The sequence below is a fragment of the Streptosporangium sp. NPDC087985 genome (assembly GCF_044741965.1).
Lineage (GTDB): Bacteria > Actinomycetota > Actinomycetes > Streptosporangiales > Streptosporangiaceae > Streptosporangium.
Genome location: NZ_JBIUTQ010000005.1, coordinates 139,844 through 161,832, shown reverse-complemented (window position 1 = coordinate 161,832; position 21,989 = coordinate 139,844). Strand labels below are relative to the sequence as shown.

Below are 21,989 nucleotides of genomic sequence, written 5' to 3'. Positions count from 1 at the left end.
CTGGTGGATACGTTCTTGAACCACGGCGATGAGCACGGGCACGACCCCGTACGGCAGGCACCCGGCGGTTCCGGGGCGCGCCCGGCGGCGGGGGACAGGACGCAGGCCCTGCGAGAGCTGCTGGACCAGCGGGTCGTGGTGCTCGACGGGGCCTGGGGCACGATGCTGCAGGGCGCCGGGCTCACCCCGGCCGACTACCGCGGGGACCGGTTCGCGGACCACCCGCGCGATGTGACCGGCGATCCGGACCTGCTGAACCTGACGCGGCCGGATGTCATCCTCGACGTGCACCGGCAGTATTTCGCGGCGGGCGCGGACATCACCACGACGAACACGTTCACCGCGACGAGCATCGGCCAGGCCGACTACCTGCTGCAGCCGCTGGTGCGGGAGATGAACCTGCGGGGCGCCCAGCTGGCGCGCCAGGCCGCGGGCGAGGCGGGCGGGCGTTTCGTCGCCGGCTCGATCGGCCCGCTGAACGTCACGCTCTCGCTGTCCCCGCGGGTGGAGGACCCCGCCTACCGGGCGGTGTCCTTCGACGAGGTCCGCGCCGCGTACGCCGAGCAGATCCAGGCGCTGGCCGACGGCGGGGTCGACCTGCTGCTGATCGAGACAATCTTCGACACGCTCAACGCGAAGGCCGCGATCGCCGCCGCCCGCGAGGTGGCCCCGCACCTGCCGCTCTGGATCTCGGTGACGATCGTCGACCTGAGCGGGCGCACGCTGTCGGGGCAGACCGTCGAGGCGTTCTGGGACGCGATCGAGCACGCGGATCCGCTGGTGGTGGGTGTGAACTGCTCGCTGGGCGCGGAGGAGATGCGCCCGCACGTCGCCGAGCTGTCGCGGCTCGCCGGCGTCTACACGGCCTGCCACCCCAACGCCGGTCTGCCGAACGCGTTCGGCGGCTACGACCAGACGCCGGACGAGACGGCACAGCTGCTCGGCGAGTTCGCCGCGTCCGGGATGGTCAACATCGTCGGCGGGTGTTGCGGGACCACCCCGGCGCACATCGAGCGGATCGCGGCCGCGGTGTCCGCTCTGCCGCCGCGCCCGATCCCGGCACCGCCGGCACGCACCCGGTTCAGCGGCCTGGAGCCCTTCGCGATCGGCCCGGACACCGGTTTCGTCATGATCGGGGAGCGGACCAACGTCACCGGCTCGGCGCGCTTCCGGCGCCTGGTCGAGGCGGGTGACCACCAGGGCGCCGTCGACGTCGCGCTGGAGCAGGTGCGGGGCGGGGCCAACCTGCTCGACGTCAACATGGACGCCGACCTGCTCGACAGCGAGCGGGCCATGACCACCTTCCTGAACCTGGTCGCGACCGAGCCGGAGGTCGCCCGTATCCCGATCATGATCGACAGCTCGCGGTGGAGCGTGCTGGAGGCGGGGCTCAAGTGCGTCCAGGGCAAGGGGGTCGTCAACTCGATCAGCCTCAAGGAGGGTGAGGAGCAGTTCCTGGAGCAGGCCCGCCGCATCCGGGACTACGGCGCCGGCGTGGTCGTCATGGCCTTCGACGAGCAGGGGCAGGCCGACACCGTCGAGCGCAAGGTGTCGATCTGCGCCCGCGCCTACGACCTGCTCACCCAGCAGGCCGGGTTCCCCGCCGAGGACATCGTGTTCGACCCCAACGTGCTCGCGGTCGCCACCGGCATCGCCGAGCACAACGGCTACGCGAAGGCGTTCATCGACGCGCTGCCGCTGATCAAGCAGCGGTGCCCGGGGGTGCGGACCAGCGGCGGCATCTCCAACCTGTCGTTCTCCTTCCGCGGTAACGACGTCGTGCGTGAGGCGATGCACTCGGCGTTCCTGCTGCACGCCGTACGGGCCGGGCTGGACATGGGGATCGTCAACGCGGGGCAGCTCGCGGTCTACCAGGACATCCCCGCCGACCTGCTCGAACTCGTCGAAGACGTGATCTTCGACCGGCGCGCCGACGCCACCGACCGGCTGGTCGCGTTCGCCGAGACGGTGAGCGGGGCCGGCACCCGCCGTACGGTGGACCTGTCCTGGCGCGAGGCGCCGGTGGAGAAGCGTCTGGCGTACGCGCTGGTGCACGGCATCGTCGACTTCGTCGAGGCCGACACCGAGGAGGCCCGGCAGCAGGCGGCACGCCCTCTCGACGTGATCGAGGGGCCGCTCATGGACGGGATGAAGACCGTGGGCGACCTGTTCGGCTCGGGGAAGATGTTCCTGCCGCAGGTGGTCAAGAGCGCGCGGGTGATGAAGCGCTCGGTCGCCTATCTTGAGCCCTTCATGGAGGCCGAGAAGGAGCAGGCGCGGCTGGAGGGGCGCGCCGACACCGGTCGCGGCCAGGGGAAGGTGGTGCTCGCGACCGTCAAGGGCGATGTGCACGACATCGGCAAGAACATCGTGGGTGTCGTGCTCGGCTGCAACAACTACGAGGTCGTCGACCTCGGCGTGATGGTCCCCGCCTCCGTCATCCTCGACACCGCGGTCGCCGAGGGCGCCGACGCGGTGGGACTGTCGGGGCTGATCACCCCGTCGCTGGACGAGATGGTCACCGTCGCCGCGGAGATGGAGCGCCGCGGGCTGAAGCTGCCCCTGCTGATCGGCGGCGCCACGACGTCGCGCCAGCACACCGCGGTCCGTATCGCCCCCGCCTACGGCGGCACCACGGTCCATGTGCTCGACGCCTCCCGCGTCGTCGGCGTGGTCGCGGACCTGCTCGACGCCGACCGGGCCGAGAGCCTGGCGGTGAGCAACCGGGCCGAGCAGGAGCGGCTGCGTGAGCAGCACGCGACGAGGGAACGGCTCCCGCTGCTGACTCTCGCGAAGGCCCGGGCGAACCGGGAGCAGGTCCCGTTCGACGACCTGCCGGTCCCCGCCTTCACCGGGATCCGTACCGTCTCCCCGGACCTGACCGTTCTCCGCGGGATGATCGACTGGCAGTTCCTCTTCCTGGCCTGGCAGCTGAAGGGCAAGTATCCGGCGATCCTCGACCAGCCGGTGGCGCGCGAGCTCTACGACGACGCGAACGCCCTGCTCGACCAGATCATCGCGGAAGGTCACTTCCAGGCTCAGGGCGCCTACGCCTTCTGGCCCGCCCACTCCGAGGGCGACGACATCCTGATCGACATCCCGGCGGGCGTCCGGACTGACCTCCCGGCCGACGTCCAGGTCGACACCGGGTCGACGGGCGGCATGCTCCGGCTGCCGATGCTGCGCCAGCAGACGACCAAGCCGGCCGGCCGGCCCAACCGGTGCCTGGCGGACTACGTGGCCCCGGCAGGGGATCACCTCGGCGGGTTCGCCGTGGCCATCCACGGCGCCGAAGAGCTCGCGGCCACCTACGAGGCCCGGCATGACGACTACCGCGCGATCATGGTGAAGGCCCTCGCCGACCGCCTCGCCGAGGCGTTCGCCGAGCACATCCACCTGCAGGCGCGGCGCGACTGGTACGAGCCGGACGCCGACCCGGCGATCGAGGACCTGCACGCCGAGCGTTTCCGGGGCATCCGCCCCGCGCTCGGCTACCCCGCGTGCCCGGATCACAGCCAGAAGCAGGACCTGTTCGACCTGCTCGGAGCCAAGGATCTCGGCATGGGCCTGACCGAGTCTTTCGCGATGACCCCCGCCGCCAGCGTCAGCGGGCTGCTCTTCGCCCACCCGGCGTCGCGGTACTTCACCGTGGGGCGTCTCGGCAGGGACCAGATCGAGGACTACGCCCTGCGGCGCGGCCTCGACCTCACCGAGGTCGAGCGCTGGCTCCGTCCCAACCTCGCCTACGACCCCCGGTAGCCCGGCCTGACCGGGGCCGGGCCCCGGTCAGGCCCACCAGGTCGCCTCGGTGATGGTGTCGAATCCGAGCGAGTCGTAGAGCGGCTTGCCAGCTGTCGCCGAGGTCAGGGTGACGGGACCCGCCAGGTGTTCCAGGACGGTGTGCATGAGTGCCCGTCCGACCCCGCGGGATCGATGCTCGGGCAGGGTGGTCACCCAGTAGGCCCCGCGGACCGTACCGTCGGTGACCGTCATGCAGGTCCCGGCGGGTGCCCCGTCCCGTTTGGCGAGGAAGAAGTCGACCTCCGGGCGTTCGAGCAGGCTCTGGGGGAATGCCTCGCCCGGCTGGTAGGGCTGGAAGCCCGGCACGGGGAATCCGTGGACCGCGATCCGTTCCGCGGTCTCCAGTTGGTCGCCCGGTTCCACCCGGCTGACCTCCACGGCCGGTGACGCGAGGGCCGGACCGGGGGGACGGATCATGACGGGGAGCCGCCGGGAGGTCAGGCCGAGATCGCTCATGTCGACCGAGCTGAACGGGTCCTCGATGAGGATCCTGCCGCCGGACCGGCGCCGGGCCAGTTCCGTCAGTTCGGCGAGATCGTCTGGCTCCGGCTCCGGGGAGAGCAGCAGGATCCGCAGGCCGCTGCGCTCGTTCCCGTCCACGCCGAGGAAACCGGGCCGGCGGAACAGCTCGTGTCCGCGGGTCTGGGCGAGAGCGGTCCAGAGAGCGGCGGCGTTCTGGACAGCCAGGTGAAGCGAGGTCATGCGTTCGGCGGGGATGGCGTGTGCTGGTTCGGCGGTCATGAAAACGACTTTATTGAGGCGACCGTACCTTTGGTCAGGGCCAGTCAAACGCCACCGGACTGGGCTACTCCCGGTCGGCCCGCGATGCCTTCGCCCCCGCGCTGACGGGGTTCTTCACCGCCTGAACCGGCTCGCGCCTGGCGTCGGGCCCCGCGTACCGGCGCCAGGCGCGAGTTCCCCCGGCATCTTCTCTACCCTCAGCAGAGAGTTTCGTACCTATTTGCCATCTCTGTCCATATTTTGGTCATGGAGGAATGCCCGGTGCGGCTTTCCCTCCGCGAGCGCCGGTCCGATCGGTGATCCCCTGTCGGGTGCATCGACTGTCAGGCCGGACGCGCCTGCGGAGAGTTCGTCGGTCCGGACACTGGTGCTGGGGATCAGCGAGGGGCCGGCGATTCTGCCCATGACCCGGGCCGTGGTGTTGCAGTGCGCGCCCATGGGCGGAGGGACGCACCCGAGAACGCCGGAGGCGTGTGCGGCCCTGGAGCCCGTGAACGGCGAGCTGTCCAAGATCGAAAAATCATCGGGGGCGATATGCACGCTGAACTACCAGCCGGTGACGGCGTCGTCGGTTGGTGTATGGGACGACCGATTCATCCTGTCGGCACGCACCTATGGAAATGCGTGCCAAGCACGGGATGAGCTGGGGGCCGTGGGGGCCTTCTGACGTCCCACGCGTGTCCCTATGGAGAGACTCACCGCACAGCCGGTGATCCGGCGGCTGCCCGGCCTCTCGCCGGGCACCGGGAGGGGACGTCGTCACGCCGCCCAGGAAGATCGGAGATTAGGCTGGGACGGTGAGCTTCTCGAGAACCCTTGTGCTGTGGGACATCGATCACACGCTGATCAAGATCGGTGGGTTCACCAGGGACATCTACGCCGACGCGTTCCGCGCGGCCACCGGGCGGCGGCTGGAGCGGATCGCTGATCTGGCCGGCCGTACCGAACGGGCGATCAGTACGGAGATCCTCCGGACGCACGGCATCGAGGTGTCGGATGAGCTCCTGGGCTCCTTCGGCGCCGCCATCGCCGAGGCGTTCGTCACCTACGAGGAGGCCATCAGGGAGCGGGGCCGGGCGCTGCCGGGGGCGCGGGAGGCGCTGGAGGTGCTGGCGGGGCGGGACGACGTGGTCCAGTCGGTGCTCACCGGGAACATGGAGCCTCTCGCGATCGGCAAGCTGAAGGCCTTCGGGCTGGACCACCTCGTGGACTTCGAGGTGGCGGCCTACGGCATGGACCACGAGGACCGGGCCGCGCTGGTGGGCCTGGCGCAGGAGCGCGCCGCCCGGAAGTACGGCGGACCCTTCACCCCGCACAGCACCGTGCTGGTCGGGGACACCCCGAACGATGTCCTGGCCGGCCACCTGGGCGGGGCGAGGGTGATCGCGGTCGCTACGGGCTTCAGTGACGTGGCGGTGCTCCGCGAGGCCGGTGCGGAGCTGGTGCTGGAGGACCTCAGCGACACCGAGCGCGTCGTGCGGGCCGTACTCGGCACGCCTGGCCGGTTGTGAGTCAACAGGTCTCAGTTCCCCGCGGTGAGCCTGCCGTCGGTCATCGTCAGCACGCTGTCCACCATCGCGAGCGTGGTCAGGTCGTGCGTGACCATGACCGTGGCCAGACCGTTCTCCCTGGTCAGGTCGGCCAGCAGGGAGATGATCTGCTTGCCGCGCTGGTGGTCGAGCGCGCTGGTGGGCTCGTCGACCAGCAGCACCTCGGGCTGGTTCATCAGGGCACGGGCGATGTTGACGCGCTGCCGTTCGCCACCGGAGAGCTGGTGCGGTCGCTTGTCCTCCTTGCCCGCCAGGTCCATGGCGACCAGCAGCTCCCGGGCCCTGACCGCCGCCTCGCGGGTGGAACGGCCCGACAGGTCGGCCATGACCAGCAGCTGGTCCAGGGTGGTGAGCGAGGCCAGCAGGTTGGACTGCTGGAAGACGATGCCGATGTGGTCGCGGCGGACGCGGGTCCTGGCCGCCTGGCCGGCGTCCGTCACGTCGTGCCCGGCCACCGAGACCATGCCGGAGACGGGGGTGATGAGGGTGGCGGCGACAGCGAGCAGACTGGACTTGCCGGACCCGGACGGGCCGACGACGGCGGTGAACTCGCCGGGGGCGACGGCGAGGTCGACATGGTCGAGTGCGGTCAGCGTGCGGTCACCGTCGGGATAGGTCAGGACGATGTCGGTGAGCTTGAGGGTCATCGGGAGGCTCCCAGCGCGGTGAGCGGGTCGACAGAAGTGATCTTGCGGATGGCCAGCGCGGCTCCGAGGGCGCCGAGCAGGATCATCACGGTGACGGGCACGACGGTGGTGGTGGCGGACAGGACGAACGGGACGGTGCCCTCGGCCAGCGCGCCGACCCCCGCGCCGATCGCGCCGCCGATTCCGGCGCCGAGCAGCAGCACGACGACGGCCTGGGCGAGCGCGTCGCGCAGCAGGTAGGCGGTGCCGGCTCCGAGTGCCTTCAGCACGGCCACGTCGCCGCGCCGCTGGATGGTCCATACCGTGAAGAAGGCGCCGATGACCAGGGCGGAGATGGCGAACAGGAAGGCGCGCATGAGCTGCAGCGAGCCGTTCTCCGAGGAGAAGGAGCCGATGGCGGCAGGGGCGTCCGCAAGGGTGACGGTGGTGGTGTCCAGGCGCTTGTCGGCACTGGAGAAGTCGGGGTCGGCGGGGGTGCGCAGCGCGAGGACCGTCGCCACGATGTCGGTGCCGCCCCGGCGGCCCATCTCCTCCCAGTCGCCGATGCTGATCCACGCGACAGGCGCGTGGCTGTAGGAGGCTGTGCCGCCGGTGCCGGCGACGGTGAAGTCGCGGCCGGAGATCCGCACCCTGGCCCCGGCCTTCAGCCCGCTGCTCTCGGCGAGGCCGGCGGAGAGCACCACCATGCCGGTGTCGACGCCTCCGCCCGATCCCCTGGCCAGCTCGCCGCCGGGCTGGACGCCGAATATCGCGGCCGCGGCGCTGCTCCCGTCGTCGGGGCCGGAGGTGAGCCGTCCCATCGTGATGCCGAGCCTTTCGGCGGAGGAGATGCCGTCGACGCGCTGCCACTCCCGCCAGGTCCTGTCGGTGATGCGGCTGTCGGCGAAGGAGGGCTTGGCGGGAGCGCCGTCCGGGCCCTTGCCGGTGGAGAAGACGATCCGGTCGGCCGGCAACCGGCTGATGGCCGAGATGTTCTCCTGCGCGAGTCCGGCGGTCAGGCCGGAGAGCATGGTGACCAGGAGTGTGATGAGAAGGACGACGGCGCCCATGAGGGCAAACCGTCCTCTGGCGAAACGCAGGTCTCTGAGCGCCACGAACACGGCGCATCCCCCCGTTGGACATGGGCTGATCTGGACGTTTTCCAGCCTGCGCCAACGGGGCCTGCCCGCACATCGTGAGGAAGCTCCGCCCAGGTTCGCTCCTTCGGTCGGCCCGGAATCCATCTTTTGAACGATGCACCGGAGATGGGCCATCACCTACTCTGGGTGAGAGATGATGAACTTTCCGTTTCCGCCCGCGCTCAGGCTCCTCAGGTGGGCCGTCCACGGCATCTTCGCGGTCCTGCTGGCGATCGCCGTCGCCGGGGTCGCGCACGAGGACCGTCCGGCCATCGCGGTCTGCGGCGGCCTGCTCGGAGTGCTGTACGCGGCGGGGATCGTCGTCGAGGGGCGGCTGCCGCATTTCGGCGGCCCCACCCACCTGCTGCTGGGCCGCGTCTGGCTGGTGGTGGTGACGCTGAGCTGGGCGGGGCTGGCGCTGGCCTCGCCGCAGTTCGTCTGGCTGGCTTTTCCGTTGTTCTTCGCCTACCTGCACCTGCTGCCGCTGCCGGTCGCGCTGCCCGGCGTCGTCGTGCTCACCGCCGCGGCCATCGCCGCGTCCAGCTGGCACGCGGGCGGTCTGACCGCCCCGCAGGCGATCGGGCCGACCATCGGCGCCGCGGCGGCGACCCTCATGGCGCTGGTCTACAAGGCCCTCTACGCCGAGAGCGAGCAGCGCCGCCTGCTCATCGACGATCTGGTCGCCACCCGTGGCAAGCTGGTACGGGTGGAGAGCGAGTCGGCCCGCCTGGCCGAGCGCGAGCGCCTGGCCAGGGAGATCCACGACACCCTCGCCCAGGGCATGTCCAGCATCATCCTGCTGCTGCGCGCTGCCCGCCGCGACCTCGCCGACCAGCCGGATGAGGCCGTGCTGCGCATCGCCGAGGCCGAGCACGCCGCCCAGGAGAACCTGGAGGAGGCGCGCAATTTCGTCCGTGCGCTGGCCCCGCCCGCGCTGCAGCACTTCTCGCTGACCGCCGCGCTGCGAAGGATCAGCGACTCGGCTGTCGCCGGCACCGCCACCCGGGTGCGGTTCGAGGTGTCGGGCACCCCGGTGCCGCTGTCGACCGACTACGACCTCGCGCTGCTGCGTATCGCCCAGGGCGCGCTGGGCAACGTCAGCCGCCACTCGGAGGCCGAGCACGCCGGGTTGACCCTCACCTACCTGGAAGACATGATCGTGCTGGACATCTACGACGATGGCCGCGGCTTCGACCCGGCACAGACCCCCACCCCCACGGTGGGAACCGGGTACGGCCTGCGCGCCATGCGCGACCGGGCGATCGCGCTGGGCGGGAACCTCACCGTCGAATCGGCTCCCGGGGAGGGAACGGCAGTCGCCGCCATGCTCCCCCTGCCGGTCGCCGAGGAGGCCGGGCGATGACAGCGCCGATCAGGATCCTGCTGGTGGACGACCACCCCGTGGTGCGCTCGGGGATCCGTGCGATGCTCGCCGGGCAATCCGGCTTCGAGCTGGTCGGAGAGGCGGCCACCGGTGAGGAGGGTGTCGAGGCGGCGCGCAGGCTCACCCCCGACGTTGTCCTGATGGACCTCCGGCTCGGCGCGGGCATCCACGGCAGCGAGGCGACCAGGCAGATCGTCGCGCTCGGCGGCCCCCGAGTGCTGGTGCTGACCACTTTCGACACCGACGCCGACATCCTGGCCGCCATCGAGGCCGGTGCCACCGGCTACCTGCTCAAGGACGCCCCGTCCGACGACCTGCACGCCGCCATCCGCTCGGCCGCCACCGGCGCCAGCGCGCTGGCGCCCAGCGTCGCCTCCCGGCTACTCGGCCGGGTGCGCAACCCGGACGCCACCCTCAGCCCGCGGGAACTCGAAGTCCTCGGCCACGTCGCCGCCGGCCTGTCCAATCGGCAGATCAGCAAGCGGATATTCCTCAGCGAGACCACCGTCAAGACCCACCTCGTGCACATCTACGCCAAGCTCGGAGTCGACTCCCGGACCGCCGCCGTCGCCGCCGCCACGAGAAAGGGGCTCATCCGCCCCCCGTGATCTCCCCCTCCGATCATCCGCCGGCACGGGCTGGAAGACGCCCGCCCCACCGGCTGGGCGGTTTTGAAATGTTGATCAATGCCTCAGGCGCGACATACGCTCTGTGTATGGTGCAGAGCAACGCGGAAGATGTGGACGGCTACCTCGCCGAGGTGCCCGACGAGCGCAGGGAGGCCCTGACCGGCCTGCGTGAGCTGTGCCGTACGGAGCTCAAGGGCTTCACGGAGGTTATGGCGTACGGGATGCCCTCGTACCAGCGAGACGGCATCGTTGAGATCGCCTTCGCAAGCCAGAAGCAGTACATCTCCTTCTATCTCGTGCGCAGTGATGTCCGCGCGGCCTTCGAAGAGCGCCTGGCCGGGCAGGACATGGGCAAGGGCTGCCTGCGCTTCCGTAAGCCGGAGAAGGTGGATTTCGACCTCGTGCGGGATCTGCTGGCGGCCACCGCGGCCGGGCCGGGAAAGATCTGCTGACGGCGGAGATCCGCCGTATACGGTCCGCGCCGTTACCGCCGTCGCCGTTACCGCCACGGAGGCGGTCCTTACGTACGGGCCGGGCCCGCGCCGGACAGCGGCGCGGGCCCGGTGGATCAAACCCCGGTCAGCAGGTCTCGGGGCGTAGGGCGAAGTCGGCGGTCACCGTCTTGCCTCCCGTGAGGGTCGCTTTCTGGGTCTGCGGTATCCAACCCTCCCGGGCCGCGATCACCTGGAGCGGGTTGGCGCCCTGCGGCGCCCAGATCGCGTACCGGCCGCTCGGGTCGGTCTTCAGCGTGACCGTCCAGTCCTTCTTGCCGTTGACCTGGACGGTCGCCCCGCGCAAGGCGGCGCTGTGACCCTGGCAGTCGACCCCGGTGACGACCCCCGCCAGCTTGCCCCAGTTGCTGGGCGCCTGCACGGTCATCGTCACGTCGATCGGTGCCACCGGGTACGGGGTGTTGGACTTGACGCCCAGCTGGGCGGTGTAGGCGCCGGGCTGGGACACACCCACCGCCGAGGTGGCGTCGAGCTTGACGGTCACCGTGACGCTCTGCCCGGGCTGCAGTGTCGCCGTGGTCGGCGACGCGGACAGCCACGGTACGTCGGTGACGGTGGCGCACTGGTCGAAGCCGGGCAGCAATTCGCTTTCCGTCGTCGGGGCGAACCCGCCGGTCGACCCACCGACCTTCACGAATCCGCACGCCGCCCCGGCCCGGTAGCGGGCGTGGTTGGCGTTGGGCAGTGCCGACCAGGAGTTGGCCGCCGGGTCGTACGCCCAGCCCTGGTTGGTCACCGTGGTGGAGTTGTTGATGACACCGGTGGAGAGCAGCAGCAGCCCGTTGGCGGTGTCCGCGCCGGCGCCCCAGAAGTCGACCGGCAGGTCGGCCATCTGGGTCCAGGAGTTGCTGCCCGGACTGTAGGCGTAGGTGCTCTTCAGCGTCGTCGGTCCGTTACCGCCGGCACAGTACACCGTGCCGTTGATCCCGCCGCAGCCCTGCCAGGCCACCGCGACCGGGTACGGCGCGACCGTGGTGAACGTGTCGCTGCCCGGGTTGTACCGGACGACCACGTTGGACTTGGCGCAGTTGCCGTCCGTGCAGCCGCCGACCAGGTAGATCTGGCCGTCGGCCACGGCCACGCCGGGCGCGGCACGCGGTGCGGGGTTGACCGCGGCCCGGGTCTGCCACGCGTTGGTCGCCGGGTCGTAGACATGGACCTTGCTCGACGGGTTACCGGCCGAGTCCCAGCCGCCGAAGACGTACAGCTTCCCGTCGACAAAGGCCGCCGCCGGCTTCTCCAGGGCCGCGGGCAGATCGGCGATCCGTGTCCAGGTGTTCGCCGCCGGGTCGTACACATAGCTGTTGGCGAGGTTGGCGGTGGCGGAGGAACCGCCGACCGAGTACACCTTGCCGTCGAACGCCGCCGCGGCGTTGTCCATGACCGCCGTCGGGTAGTTGGCCGTGTTGATCCACGGCGGCGCGTACGGCGACGGCTCGAACGGGTCACCGGGCTGGCCTTCGCCCCGCCAGGCAGGAGAGGCGCCACCCTTGATCATGTTGCGCTGGAGCGGTGCCCCACGTGGCCCGAGGACCTCGAATCCGCCGCGCCGCTCGGACAGCTCCACCGTGGCCGGTGCGTTGCCGTCGTTGCGGATCGTCGTCTTCACCGTCTTGCTCTGGTCCAGCGTCAGGCTGCTGTTCACCGAGGGCGGAGTGATGGTCAGCCGGCCCGCCTTGAGGCTGAAGTTCGCCCGGGTGGCCCGGTCGGCCGCCACGTTCACCGTGGAGGTGACGGACCCGTAGCCGGCGCTCGCCCCGGTGAACGGGTGGTTCCCGGTCAGGGAGGAGAACAGCCAGTAGAACCCGTCGCCGAGATTGCCGTCGTCGGGCGTCGGTACCGTGGTGGCCTGCTCGGCCGGCTTGTCGACACTGGTCACGGTCGCGTTGTTGAGCCCGGTGCCGGTGTTGCTGTCGAGCGCCTGGCCGACGAGGAGACCGCCGGGGATCGGGTCGCACGACCGGTTGACGAGGGAGACGTTGTCCACCTCCCACCACCAGGCCCAGGTGGCCTGATGACGGAACCGGATCCGTACGTCGGACTTACCGCCGGCGCTCGGGATCGGCAGCTCCTCCAGGACCGGCCCGCGTCGGCTGGCGGTGGTCCAGTTCGACACGATGGTCCAGGTGGTGCCGCCGTCGAGGCTCACCTCGACGTTGGCGAACCCGTTGAGGGCCCGGTAGTCGCTGTTGAACCGCAGCACGGGCTCGGGTACGGCCGACAGATCCAGGGCCGGGGTGATCAGGTCGCTGTCGACGGGCTTGCCCGATCCGGCCGCGTCAGTGTCCACGATCGCGTACTTGCCGGTGCCGCCGGTGAGGTTGCCCCGGCTCTTCGGGTCGGTGAACGTCCAGCCGCCGTTGGCGGTGCGGTTCACCACGTTCCAGCCCTCCGGGACCGTCCCGGACTCGAACTCCTCCGTGAACAGCGGAGTGCTGTAGTTCAACCGGTATCCGGCGGCGAGACAGGTGTTCTCCACGGCCAGGCCGACGTCCTTCACCTGGTCGCCGTCACCGACCTGGAGCTGCGCGGTGGACTGCTGGTACGACGGGTACATCGCCTTCACGGTGAGGCCGTACTCACCGCTCGGCAGGTCGATGCTGTACGCGCCGGTGGTCGGGTCGGTGAACACCGGCCCGCCGGGCATGCCGGCCACGTCGATCCGCGCGTACAGCGGCCAGCCGTGTCCGGAGCCGTCCTTCACCACGCCGGAGACCCGGTGCTTGGACACGGCGGCGAGCGTGAAGTTGGCCGTCACCGCGCCGCCGTCGGGCACGGTCACCGTCGCGGACTTCGACACGTACCCGAAGGCCGAGGCGGTCAGCTCGTGCTCGCCGGCCGGCAGGGTCAGCTTGTACCCGCCCTGCGAGTCGGTGGTGCTGCCGCTGCCCCCGACCCGTACCGAGGCGCCGGCGATCGGCGCGCCCGACTGCGAAGTGATCTTGCCGGTCACCTCACCACGCGGACCGGCTACGCAGTTCGGGAACTTCATCGCGCCGATCCGGGTCTGCCAGTTGGCGGAGCTGGTCGTGCTCAGGTATTCGGAGGTGAACCAGAACGTACAGCCGTCGGTCGGGTCCACCGACATCGAGGTGTAGTCGCCCCAGCGGGCCGCCGAGTGGGTCTGTGCCCCGGTGCCGGCGATCAGCGTCCGCTCGCTCTGCCCTAGCTGGCCCAGCGGGTCGCCGGCGAGCCTGCCCGCCATCCGGATCGACGGGAACGAGGTGCTTCCCGAGGCCGAGTACCCGAGCGCGATGTTGCCGGAGACGTCCATCGCCCCGCTGGCCATCCAGCGGTGGTCGGCGTCCGGCGCGTACGTGCCCTGCTGGTGAATGGCCCAGTTGCTGGGGTTGGTGCTCCGCAACTCGTACCAGCGCACGCCCGCGTGGTCGGTGCCGTCGGCGTCAACCGTGTGGTTGAGCACGATCGAGGCGTGGTCGCCGAAGTTGCGGTACGCGGCCCGGTACATCAGCCGGTCGGAGATCGCATCCAACTTGGCAGAGGTGCCCTGCTGCGGGACGCAGCCGCGGGCGTAGTTGCACATGTTCGAGTCGAACGGTGCGGTCTCCAGGTACCGGTTCGGTGCCAGGTTGTTGCCGAACGTGGAGTTCGCCGGGTTGCTCCAGTCGACCTTGAAGTCCCACATCAGCAACCGGTCGGTGGGCGAGACACCCCAGGCGTCGTCGTCGAACATCACGAACGGGTTCGGCGCCCCGGTGGGCGGGGCCAGGCCCTCCGCGTCGGAGGGCAGGATACCGCCGAAGTCCGGTCCGAGGTGGAAGTACACCATCCGGGCCGGCTGACCGGCGAGCATCTTCTCCCGCTCGAACGCCACCGCACCGGCGCCGACGAACGACGGGGCGAACTCGTTGGCGGTCATGTAGTAGGCGTCCGGCCAGATCCCGTACTTCGGATAGTCGTTCATCCGGGTCTGGTGGTAGAAGAAGTCGTACCGGTAGTACGCCCCGGTCGGGTCCGGGGTCTGCGAGATCGCCATGCACTGGTGGTAGCCGGCGGATCCGCCGGGCACGGCGAACTGGGTGACCATCCACCGGTCGGCGGCCTCGTCGTAGAGCACGACCGGGTCACCGTCGTTCCTGGTCTCGCACGGCCCGCCGAAGCCGGCGAACAGCGCGTTGCCCGGCAGCGGACCGAGCAGCAGGCTGCCGCTCTTGTTGTAGACCGCGTACGAGAGGTTCACCATCTGTACGTAGTGGTTGGGGCCCACATCGCCGTTGATGTCCGGTGGCAGCACTCCGTCGACGTTGCCGACGCCCTCGAAGTTGGCGACGAACTCGGGTACCTGATTGGCGGTCAGCTCTCGTTGCACCACATCGCTGCCGGTCTTGGCCTCCGGGGCCGCCAGCTCACGCGGCAGCTGCCGATTCACGTGCTCCTCGGGCTTGGCCCCCTGGTCCCGGGTGGTCTTCGGGTGGAGATCGCGCAGCTTACGAGAGACGTCGTTCTTGACGGCCTTCCGTACCTCCGCCTTGGCGGGTGCGGCGGGCGCGGGTGCGGCGGACTCCAGGGCTGAGGACTGGGCGACGGCCGGCAAGCCGGTAAGAGCTAAGAGCAGGGTGGCGAAGCAGGCCACCAATGGCCCTGCTCGTAACATTTTTCGTCGTGCTTGTCGCATGGAAGGGGGAACCTCCTTGTGGGCGGCGGACAAGGGGTGGGTCGGCCGCCGGAAGATGCGGGATGAGGGGAATGCCGCTTGGCTTGCGGGGCAAGGGGATGTCTCGGCCCGCAGGGAGGAGTGGGACGAGGACGCCGCTTGGTTGACGGCGATCCGCGGCCATCGTCACCCGCCTCTGATCTCACTTCAAGATCAGAAGGTGGGCGGTGGTGGGGCAAAATCGGCTCAAAGCGAGTCATTTTGCCCTGACTGGTGCCGAGCGAGGGAGCAAAGGTGGATATTGACTACGATTGGTGCTGTTGATTTCCTTAGCCCATGAGTGTTAGCCCGGTGGAGGATTTCGACGAACAACCGGTTATCTTGTGTGTGTCATCCAGTCGTAGCAAGCGGGTGCAGATGGCCCGGTTGATGAGCGACTGCGGAACCTTGTTGATGTTTCCCGACCTGGAATCAGTCCGTAGGGTGCTGTTCAGCGAAACGGAGGTAGCCGCTCCCGCCCCGGTGGAGAAAGTAGTGGCGCTGGGCCGTCTGGTCGTCGACCCTGACCGGCAACAGGTCAGCTGGGCCGGTAAGACCCTTCCGCTGACCCGCATCGAACGGGAGACGCTCGCCGCACTCGCCAGCCCGCCACTGCGGGTCTGGAGCTACCAGCAGCTCTACCAACAGGCCTGGGGCGCCGACTATCTGGGCGACGCGTCCGCGGTCCGCTCGACGGTCAAGCGGCTGCGCGCCAAGCTCCGCGACGCCAACGCGACCGTCGTCGTGGAGTCGATGCGGGGGGTGGGATTCTCCTTGGTCGACACCTGATGGTGAGACATTCGCGGCGGCGGCGCGGATGCGTCCTCCTTTGTGGAAAATCCGCGCCGTCACCGCGAGTGGAGCGAATTCTCGCGGTGACGCGTTTCGAGACGCCTTCGTTATCAAAGTTAGGTGGAATTTCCTTAAGTAATCGCTGTAGACACCGATTTCCGGAGCCACGGTGTGTATGGGAGAACGGGGAAGCCCGGCCTGCGTGTTCTGCGCCATCGACTGTGGTGATGCCGCTGTCGCAAGCGGAACCGCCGGCTCTGGCACGATCTCTTGATTTCGAGGGTCTCGTTTACAGCCCCTCGCCGACCTGGTCGACGGAGCCGAGGCGCCGGTTCATCGCGATCGCGGACGCGTTGCGCGGGTGGTGGACCGTCGCGAGCCACCGGTAGCCCGACGACCTGACGGAGCGGATCGCCAGCAGTTTCGTCGCGCTCCGGGCGGATGTCGCCCGAGGAAGATGACCTTGCGTTGGTTCTCCACGCAGAGAAGACAGCGACATCCGGCTGTGATCGGCAGGACAACGCCTAACCCTCCCGGGTATTTGACGCACGCCACGTACGCTCTCCCGGCCAGATCTTCCCGTCGCCGCCGTAGCCGACCGGGCCGGGCACAGGATGTCGGGTCCGGCGGGGCGGGCCCCGCCTAGCGTGGTGATCGGAAAAGGGAAGGAGGGGCGGGAATGCTGGAGCGGCTGAACCAGGCCATGGAGCACATCGAGCAGCACCTCGATCAGCGGATCGAGGTGGCCGAGCTCGCGCGGATCGCCGTCACGTCGGAGTACCACTTCCGGCGGCTGTTCTCCGCGCTGGCCGGCATCCCGCTGTCGGAGTACATCCGCCGCAGGCGGCTCACCGTCGCGGGCGCCCAGGTGCTCGCCGGGGAGAAGACGCTGCTCGAGGTCGCGGTCCGTTACGGCTACAGCTCGGGCGAGGCGTTCGCGCGGGCGTTCCGCGCCGTGCACGGCGTCGGCCCCGGCGAGGCCAGGCGGACCGGTGCGGCTCTGTACTCCCAGCCCCGGATGTCCTTCCGCCTCGTCATCGAAGGGAGCAGCAGCATGCGGTATCGGGTCGTGGAGAAGGAAGAGTTCCGGTTGGTGGGAAAGAAGGCGCGCGTCCCCCTCGTCCACGAGGGGATGAACCCCGCGATCGTCGCCTTCGTCCGGAGCATCGATCAGGAGACCCTGCGGCGCATGGAGGAGTTGTCCGACCAGGAGCCGCAAGGGATCGTCAACGTCAGCGACAATCTCGCCGGCAGCCGTGCGGAGGGCACCGAACTTGACTACTACCACGCCGTGGTGACCGGCGCCGTCGCGCCCGAGGACATGGACACCCTCACCGTCCCGGCGGGGACGTGGGCGGTTTTCGAGAGTTCGGGCGCGTTCCCGCAGGCGTTGCAGTACCTGTGGCGGGACGTGTTCACCCAGTGGTTTCCCTCCAACCCCTACCGGAGCAGGCCGGGTCCCGAGATCTCGCGCACGCGGCTGTCGCAGGACGCGACTGAAGCGGACGCCGAGCTGTGGATCCCCGTGGAGCGGACCGCGGACTGATTAGCGGCGTCGCGCTGGCGGCCCGGGACCGGTTTGGGCTCGGACCGCCAGTGCGCGCTGGAGAATTAGACGACATCGATCCCGCTGGTGAACGGTCAGGCGCGGGTCCACTTCTGGTTGGATGCGCCGGTGCAGTCCCAGAGTTGGAGTCGTGCACCGTTGGCAGTGTTGCGGTCCGCTATGTCCACGCATCGGTTGGAGGTCGTGTTAACCAGGTCGCCGGCTGCGGTGAGCGTGAAGCGCTGGGCGCCGGTGCCGTTGCACGTGTAGAGCTGGATCGGCGTGCCGTTGGCGGTGCCGGCCGCTGCGGCGTCCATGCACTTGCCCATCGCGCGGATCGTGCCGTCGCTGTTGATGGACCATTGCTGGGCGGCGGTGCCGTTGCAGTCGTACATCTGCAGCCGGGCGGCGTCGACGGGGTTGGCGCCGGGGATGTCGATGCAGCGACCGTTCAGGTTCGACTTCAGCGCGTTGCCGGTCCCGGATCCGTCGTTGGTCCATGCGGAGACGCGGATGTAGTCGATCAGCATCGTCTGCGGGAACGTGGTGCTGGAGTTCGGGTTGCCCGGCCAGTTACCGCCGACCGCCAAGTTCAGGATCATGAAGAACGGGTGATCGAAAACCCACTGGTTGCCGCGGATGTTGGCCGGCGTGACGCGGAAGTACTCTGAGCCGTCCAAGTACCAGACGATGAGGTTGGGAGACCAGTCGATCCGGTAGCTGTGGAAGGTGTCGCTGAGTGGTGCGCCGATCGTGCGACTGCCGCCGACGCCGCTGCCGCCGGAGTAGCCGGGGCCGTGCACGGTGCCGTAGACGGTGTTCGGCGTGCTGCCGACGTTCTCCATGATGTCGATCTCGCCGGTGTTCGGCCAGTTGCCGCCGCCGAGCATCCAGAACGCCGGCCAGATGCCCTGACCCTTGGGGATCTTGATGCTGGCCTCGAAGCGGCCGTACGCCTGGCTGAACCTGTCCGCGGTCAGGATGCGGCCGGAGGTGTACTGGCAGGTGCCGTAGTGGCATTGGAAGTTGGACGGGTTTTCCTGGCGGGCGGTGATGGCGAGGTGGCCCTGCCCGTCGTGGTACACGTTGCGGGTCGAGTTGGTGTAGTACTGCAGCTCGTTGTTGCCCCAGCCGCTGCCACCGGTGTCGAATTTCCATTTGGAACCGTCGATGGACGTTCCTGCGGCGCCGTTGAACTCGTCAGACCAGGTGACAGGGCCGATGGCGGCTTCGGCCCGATCATTGCTTGTGGCGGTGACCAGGCCGCTGGTCAGGGTGACGACCAGGGCTGCGGCCATGAGGAGGAGCCGGGGTTTGCGCATGGAGACCTCCGGTCTGTGGTCCTTGCCAGGCAAGGGCTTCCGGCCCACGTCGTCACCGTGTGCGGAGGCGCACGCCGACGTGTCCAGTGCTGCCGGAAGTACTTTTACTACCTAAATTAAGAGGATGTAACACCCGCGTCATAACTGTTGTCAATAGGAAGGTTTACTTATTATTTGGGCAAGTCATCACCTCGGAACGGGCACGCTGTCGATCCAGGCTCAGTCCTCTCGGCAAGTTGCTCAGCCTCGCGCCCGCCGTCGAGCATGCCGATCTGGTCGTCCAAGGCGAGTAACGCCGGCGGAGCTTTTCCGAGTCGCGGTGTGGTAACTTCAACACTTGCGCAGATGATGAACTGTCGGCGTGTCCTGATCTTTTAGATGCCCCCTGCCGTCCATCCACGCCGTTGGCACCGACGTGATGGCACAGGCCGGTCCCTGAAGGGTCGGCGGAGGGTCGCACCGAAGTCGGCTGACCGAGCGGGTCGTGGCCCGGTGGACACCCGCGCGGTGTGGGAAGGGGCGTTGGGAAATGCGGACGATGCACCGCCGTGGTGCGGGATGAGTCGGACGTATGTGGCCAGGAGCAGAGATGCCCGGCCGCCGACGCGGCCGAGAAGGCCGGGAACGGCCCAAGAGTGGCCGGGGCTGACCGGTCTGACCGCTGTTCTGGTCCTGACCGGAGTCACGGCGGTCGGCGCGGTGATCGAGGGGCTGGCAGGTGGCGGCTCCGGGCTGGTTCTGGATATCAGCGTGGTTGTGGGCGCGGTCATGGCCACAGTGGCGATCAGCTCCGGGCTCGTGTGGTTGCTGATTCCGATGCCGCCTCTGGTGTTCGTGGTCATGACGGTCGTCGCGAGTGTGATCGGCGGCGGTGACGCGACCGGGTCGGTCACTCGATTGGTGGCTGACGTAAGTGTGCGGGTGGTCAAAGGGTTCCCGGCGATGGTGGCGGCGTCGCTTCTGGTCATCGCCATCGTCGTGGTTCGAATGCTGATGAATCGTAGGCGCCGAGGCCGTATGCGTTTGGGGCGTACCTGAGCTGGGAGGATCCGTGGACTACGACCACGACTCGACAGAGCCGCGGCCTCGGCCTCGGCCTGGAGCGCACTGGACGGCTCCGGGAGCCGGAGCTGCCGGGCGGGGGACCCGTGTGCCAGTCGCCGATGCGCCCTCGCGGATGCGGCGGACTCGGCCGTCTCGCGGTCGCCAGGTGGCCGGACGAGTTGTCTATGGGCTGGCCTGTGCCGTTTCGACGGTGATGCTGGCGGTCAGTGGGGCCGCCTACTTCGTCTACAGCGACATCAAGAGCATCGGGTCCTCGAACGCGATCGAGGAGAGTGCCCCCAAGTCGAAGCAGGGCGCGGTCAACATCCTGTTGATCGGTCTGGACAGCAGGAGGGATCAGAACGGCGACATGCTGCCCAACTCGATCCTGAAGCAGCTGCACGCGGGGAGCCGGCGGGGGATCGAAAACGGGGTGGGAGGTTACAACACCAACACGCTGATCCTCCTGCATGTGCCCGGCGACGGTAGGAAGGCGACGGCGTTGTCGATTCCTCGAGACGACTACGTGGATTACGTGGACGCGATTGGGCCGCAACAGCGCGGAAAGATCAAGGAGGCCTACGGGGTGACCAAGGCCTTCAAAGAACAGGCGTTGGTGAACTCCGGCATCCGCGACCGCAGGACCCTGGAACGCCGAGGGCGGGAGGCGGCCCGTAAGGCCACAATTTCGACGGTGCGCGCGCTTCTCGGCGTACCGATCGATCATTTCGCCGAGGTGAACCTGGCCGGTTTCTATGATCTGGCCACCGCGCTGGGCGGGGTGGAGGTCTGCTTGAAGAAGCCGGTGCAGGACCGCTACTCCGGCGCGAACTTCCCCGCGGGCAGGCAGCACCTCAAAGGTGCCCAGGCACTGGCGTTCGTACGGCAGCGCCACGGACTGCCCAACGGCGACCTGGACCGGACGCGTCGCCAGCAGGCGTTCCTGGCCTCGGTGACACACAAGCTCAATCACGAGGGGGTCTTCAGTGATCTGGGCAAGATGCGGAGTCTGTTGGAGGTCGCCAAGAAGGACGTCGTGATGGACAAAGGCTGGGACGTGCTGAGCTTCGCGCAGCAGGCGGGCAATCTGACCAGCGGAAACGTGACCTTCCATACCCTTCCGATCAAGGGCTACGCGATGATCAACGGGCAGTCGGTCAACCTCATAGACCCGGCCGCCATCAAGACCATCGTGCGGGACGCGATCGGGCCGAAGAAGCAGGAATCCGAAAAGGCCGGCGCGTCGGCCGGCGGGTCGAGAGGTGCGCCGAGTGCCTCGCCCGCGACTGTGGACGTGATGAACGGAACCGGCCAGGCGGGCCTGGCGGCCAAGGTCGCCGCCTCCCTGTCCGGCGCGGGCTACGTCACCGGCGCCATCGGCAACACCACGTCGCGGGCGACGACGGCCGTGCGGTACGGAGCTGGAGCCGGCGCCGACGCCAAGAAGATCGCTGGCGTGTTCGGCGTTACCGCGACCCCCGACCCCGTGGTGAGCTCCGGTCACGTGGAGATCGATCTTGGTCAGGACGCGAGGGTTGTGCCCCAGGTGCCGAGCCGCACGTCCACCCAGGCGGCCACCCGGACGCCCACGCCACAGCCCAGCACGGTGGTCAATGGTGGTGGCATCCCCTGCGTCGACTGACGGTCGGGCGGCACCGGGCACATGCTGCGGCACTGATGCGCCGATCTCCACCACCAGCCCGGCTCACCGCCTGCTGATCGTCGTCCGAACGGGCATGCTCGCCGCGAAGAGAGCTACGGCCATTCGACGCGGATGAGGTAGACCTCGCGCTGCTGTTCCAGGACGACATGCGCGGACATGTGAAATGCGACGTCCGATATCAGCTGAAATTGCTAGTCCGAATCATGCCAGCCCTCGTCACGCGACCGTTCGTAACGTATTTCGCGACCAGTCCATCCGCTTTTCGGATGGAAATTACAACGAGGGAAGACAGGCCGTCTGGTCGAGCCACAGGAGATCGCCGACGTGGTCGCCCTGCTCGCCTCACCCCGCTCGGCCAGTACGACCGGCGCCGACTTCGCCGTCGACGGCGGGTTCCTCAAGCAGATCTGACCACCGATCGACGCGCCGGCCCACATCATCCGGACTCATCGGACGATGTGGGCCTTCAAAGTCGGAGCGGGTGACGGGAAACTGACCCGCGCCGTCAGCTCGAGAATCGTATGGATCATGTCTGGTAGCGGGGCTGACCTGGACTTCCGTCGTGTCCCTGTCATCGCCGTTTCCC

At 68.7% G+C, this 21,989-nt stretch carries 17 protein-coding genes; 11 read left to right on the top strand and 6 right to left on the bottom strand.

All coding sequences use genetic code 11. From position 1 onward, the window contains the following. The first annotated feature begins 3 nt into the window (after nt 1–3). Nucleotides 4–3,759, top strand: coding sequence for a methionine synthase (metH, locus tag ACIN94_RS13855; RefSeq protein WP_400704562.1), 3,756 nt, complete (start codon nt 4–6; stop codon nt 3,757–3,759). Between the two features lie 27 nt (nt 3,760–3,786). Here metH and ACIN94_RS13850 read toward each other — a convergent pair whose 3' ends face one another. Next, complete coding sequence (locus ACIN94_RS13850) at nt 3,787–4,542, bottom strand: GNAT family N-acetyltransferase (RefSeq protein WP_400704559.1); 756 nt, start codon at nt 4,540–4,542, stop codon at nt 3,787–3,789. Between ACIN94_RS13850 and ACIN94_RS13845 the strand changes: the two genes are divergently transcribed. Next, nucleotides 4,502–5,209, top strand: a complete 708-nt coding sequence (locus ACIN94_RS13845; protein WP_400704556.1) for an SSI family serine proteinase inhibitor — start codon at nt 4,502–4,504, stop codon at nt 5,207–5,209. The genes ACIN94_RS13850 and ACIN94_RS13845 overlap by 41 nt on opposite strands. A 130-nt stretch (nt 5,210–5,339) precedes the next feature. Then, nucleotides 5,340–6,053, top strand: a complete 714-nt coding sequence (locus tag ACIN94_RS13840) for an HAD family hydrolase (RefSeq protein ID WP_400704553.1) — start codon at nt 5,340–5,342, stop codon at nt 6,051–6,053. A gap of 11 nt (nt 6,054–6,064) precedes the next feature. On the opposite strand, the gene ACIN94_RS13835 is transcribed toward ACIN94_RS13840, so the two are convergent. Both ACIN94_RS13835 and ACIN94_RS13830 read right to left on the bottom strand, forming a co-directional pair. After that, nucleotides 6,065–6,739 (bottom strand): ABC transporter ATP-binding protein, encoded by a 675-nt coding sequence (locus ACIN94_RS13835; protein ID WP_400704550.1) that lies wholly within the window; start codon nt 6,737–6,739, stop codon nt 6,065–6,067. Next, the gene (locus ACIN94_RS13830; RefSeq protein WP_400704547.1) at nt 6,736–7,839 is read right to left on the bottom strand and encodes an FtsX-like permease family protein; all 1,104 of its coding nucleotides are present in this window, start codon (nt 7,837–7,839) and stop codon (nt 6,736–6,738) included. The genes ACIN94_RS13835 and ACIN94_RS13830 overlap by 4 nt, the downstream gene beginning before the upstream one ends. Nucleotides 7,840–8,014: 175 nt before the next feature. Here ACIN94_RS13830 and ACIN94_RS13825 point away from each other — a divergent pair, with 175 nt between their 5' ends. The 3 genes from ACIN94_RS13825 to ACIN94_RS13815 all read left to right on the top strand — a co-directional run bounded on the left by ACIN94_RS13825 (nt 8,015) and on the right by ACIN94_RS13815 (nt 10,322). Next, nucleotides 8,015–9,220, top strand: coding sequence for a sensor histidine kinase (locus ACIN94_RS13825; protein WP_400704544.1), 1,206 nt, complete (start codon nt 8,015–8,017; stop codon nt 9,218–9,220). Then, a complete protein-coding gene (locus tag ACIN94_RS13820; protein ID WP_400704541.1) occupies nt 9,217–9,849 on the top strand; it encodes a response regulator in 633 nt (210 codons plus the stop codon). The genes ACIN94_RS13825 and ACIN94_RS13820 overlap by 4 nt, the downstream gene beginning before the upstream one ends. A gap of 107 nt (nt 9,850–9,956) precedes the next feature. After that, nucleotides 9,957–10,322, top strand: coding sequence for an iron chaperone (locus tag ACIN94_RS13815; protein ID WP_400704538.1), 366 nt, complete (start codon nt 9,957–9,959; stop codon nt 10,320–10,322). A 127-nt stretch (nt 10,323–10,449) separates the two neighbouring features. On the opposite strand, the gene ACIN94_RS13810 is transcribed toward ACIN94_RS13815, so the two are convergent. Then, entirely contained in the window at nt 10,450–14,976 is a 4,527-nt protein-coding gene (locus ACIN94_RS13810; RefSeq protein WP_400704535.1) for a carboxypeptidase regulatory-like domain-containing protein, read from the bottom strand. A gap of 408 nt (nt 14,977–15,384) precedes the next feature. Here ACIN94_RS13810 and ACIN94_RS13805 point away from each other — a divergent pair, with 408 nt between their 5' ends. Continuing rightward, the gene (locus ACIN94_RS13805) at nt 15,385–15,825 is read left to right on the top strand and encodes a winged helix-turn-helix domain-containing protein (protein ID WP_400704532.1); all 441 of its coding nucleotides are present in this window, start codon (nt 15,385–15,387) and stop codon (nt 15,823–15,825) included. Between the two features lie 292 nt (nt 15,826–16,117). Here the strand turns inward: ACIN94_RS13805 and ACIN94_RS13800 are convergent, their stop codons facing one another. Beyond that, nucleotides 16,118–16,327 carry a hypothetical protein gene (locus ACIN94_RS13800; RefSeq protein WP_400704529.1) on the bottom strand — a complete coding sequence of 70 codons (210 nt, stop codon included), beginning with the start codon at nt 16,325–16,327 and terminating at the stop codon, nt 16,118–16,120. Between the two features lie 180 nt (nt 16,328–16,507). On the opposite strand from ACIN94_RS13800, the gene ACIN94_RS13795 reads away from it, so the two are divergent. Next, complete coding sequence (locus ACIN94_RS13795; RefSeq protein ID WP_400704526.1) at nt 16,508–17,374, top strand: GyrI-like domain-containing protein; 867 nt, start codon at nt 16,508–16,510, stop codon at nt 17,372–17,374. A 95-nt stretch (nt 17,375–17,469) separates the two neighbouring features. On the opposite strand, the gene ACIN94_RS13790 is transcribed toward ACIN94_RS13795, so the two are convergent. Continuing rightward, nucleotides 17,470–18,696: a ricin-type beta-trefoil lectin domain protein gene (locus tag ACIN94_RS13790; RefSeq protein ID WP_400704523.1), complete on the bottom strand. Its 1,227-nt coding sequence runs from the start codon at nt 18,694–18,696 to the stop codon at nt 17,470–17,472. Nucleotides 18,697–19,188: 492 nt separating this feature from the next. Here ACIN94_RS13790 and ACIN94_RS13785 point away from each other — a divergent pair, with 492 nt between their 5' ends. The 3 genes from ACIN94_RS13785 (at nt 19,189) to ACIN94_RS13775 (ending at nt 21,814) form a co-directional block, all read left to right on the top strand. Continuing rightward, nucleotides 19,189–19,734, top strand: a complete 546-nt coding sequence (locus ACIN94_RS13785; protein WP_400704520.1) for a DUF6542 domain-containing protein — start codon at nt 19,189–19,191, stop codon at nt 19,732–19,734. A 172-nt stretch (nt 19,735–19,906) separates the two neighbouring features. After that, nucleotides 19,907–21,382, top strand: coding sequence for an LCP family protein (locus ACIN94_RS13780; RefSeq protein ID WP_400704517.1), 1,476 nt, complete (start codon nt 19,907–19,909; stop codon nt 21,380–21,382). A 258-nt stretch (nt 21,383–21,640) separates the two neighbouring features. Beyond that, nucleotides 21,641–21,814, top strand: coding sequence for an SDR family oxidoreductase (locus tag ACIN94_RS13775; protein WP_400705082.1), 174 nt, complete (start codon nt 21,641–21,643; stop codon nt 21,812–21,814). Nucleotides 21,815–21,989: the final 175 nt, after the last annotated feature.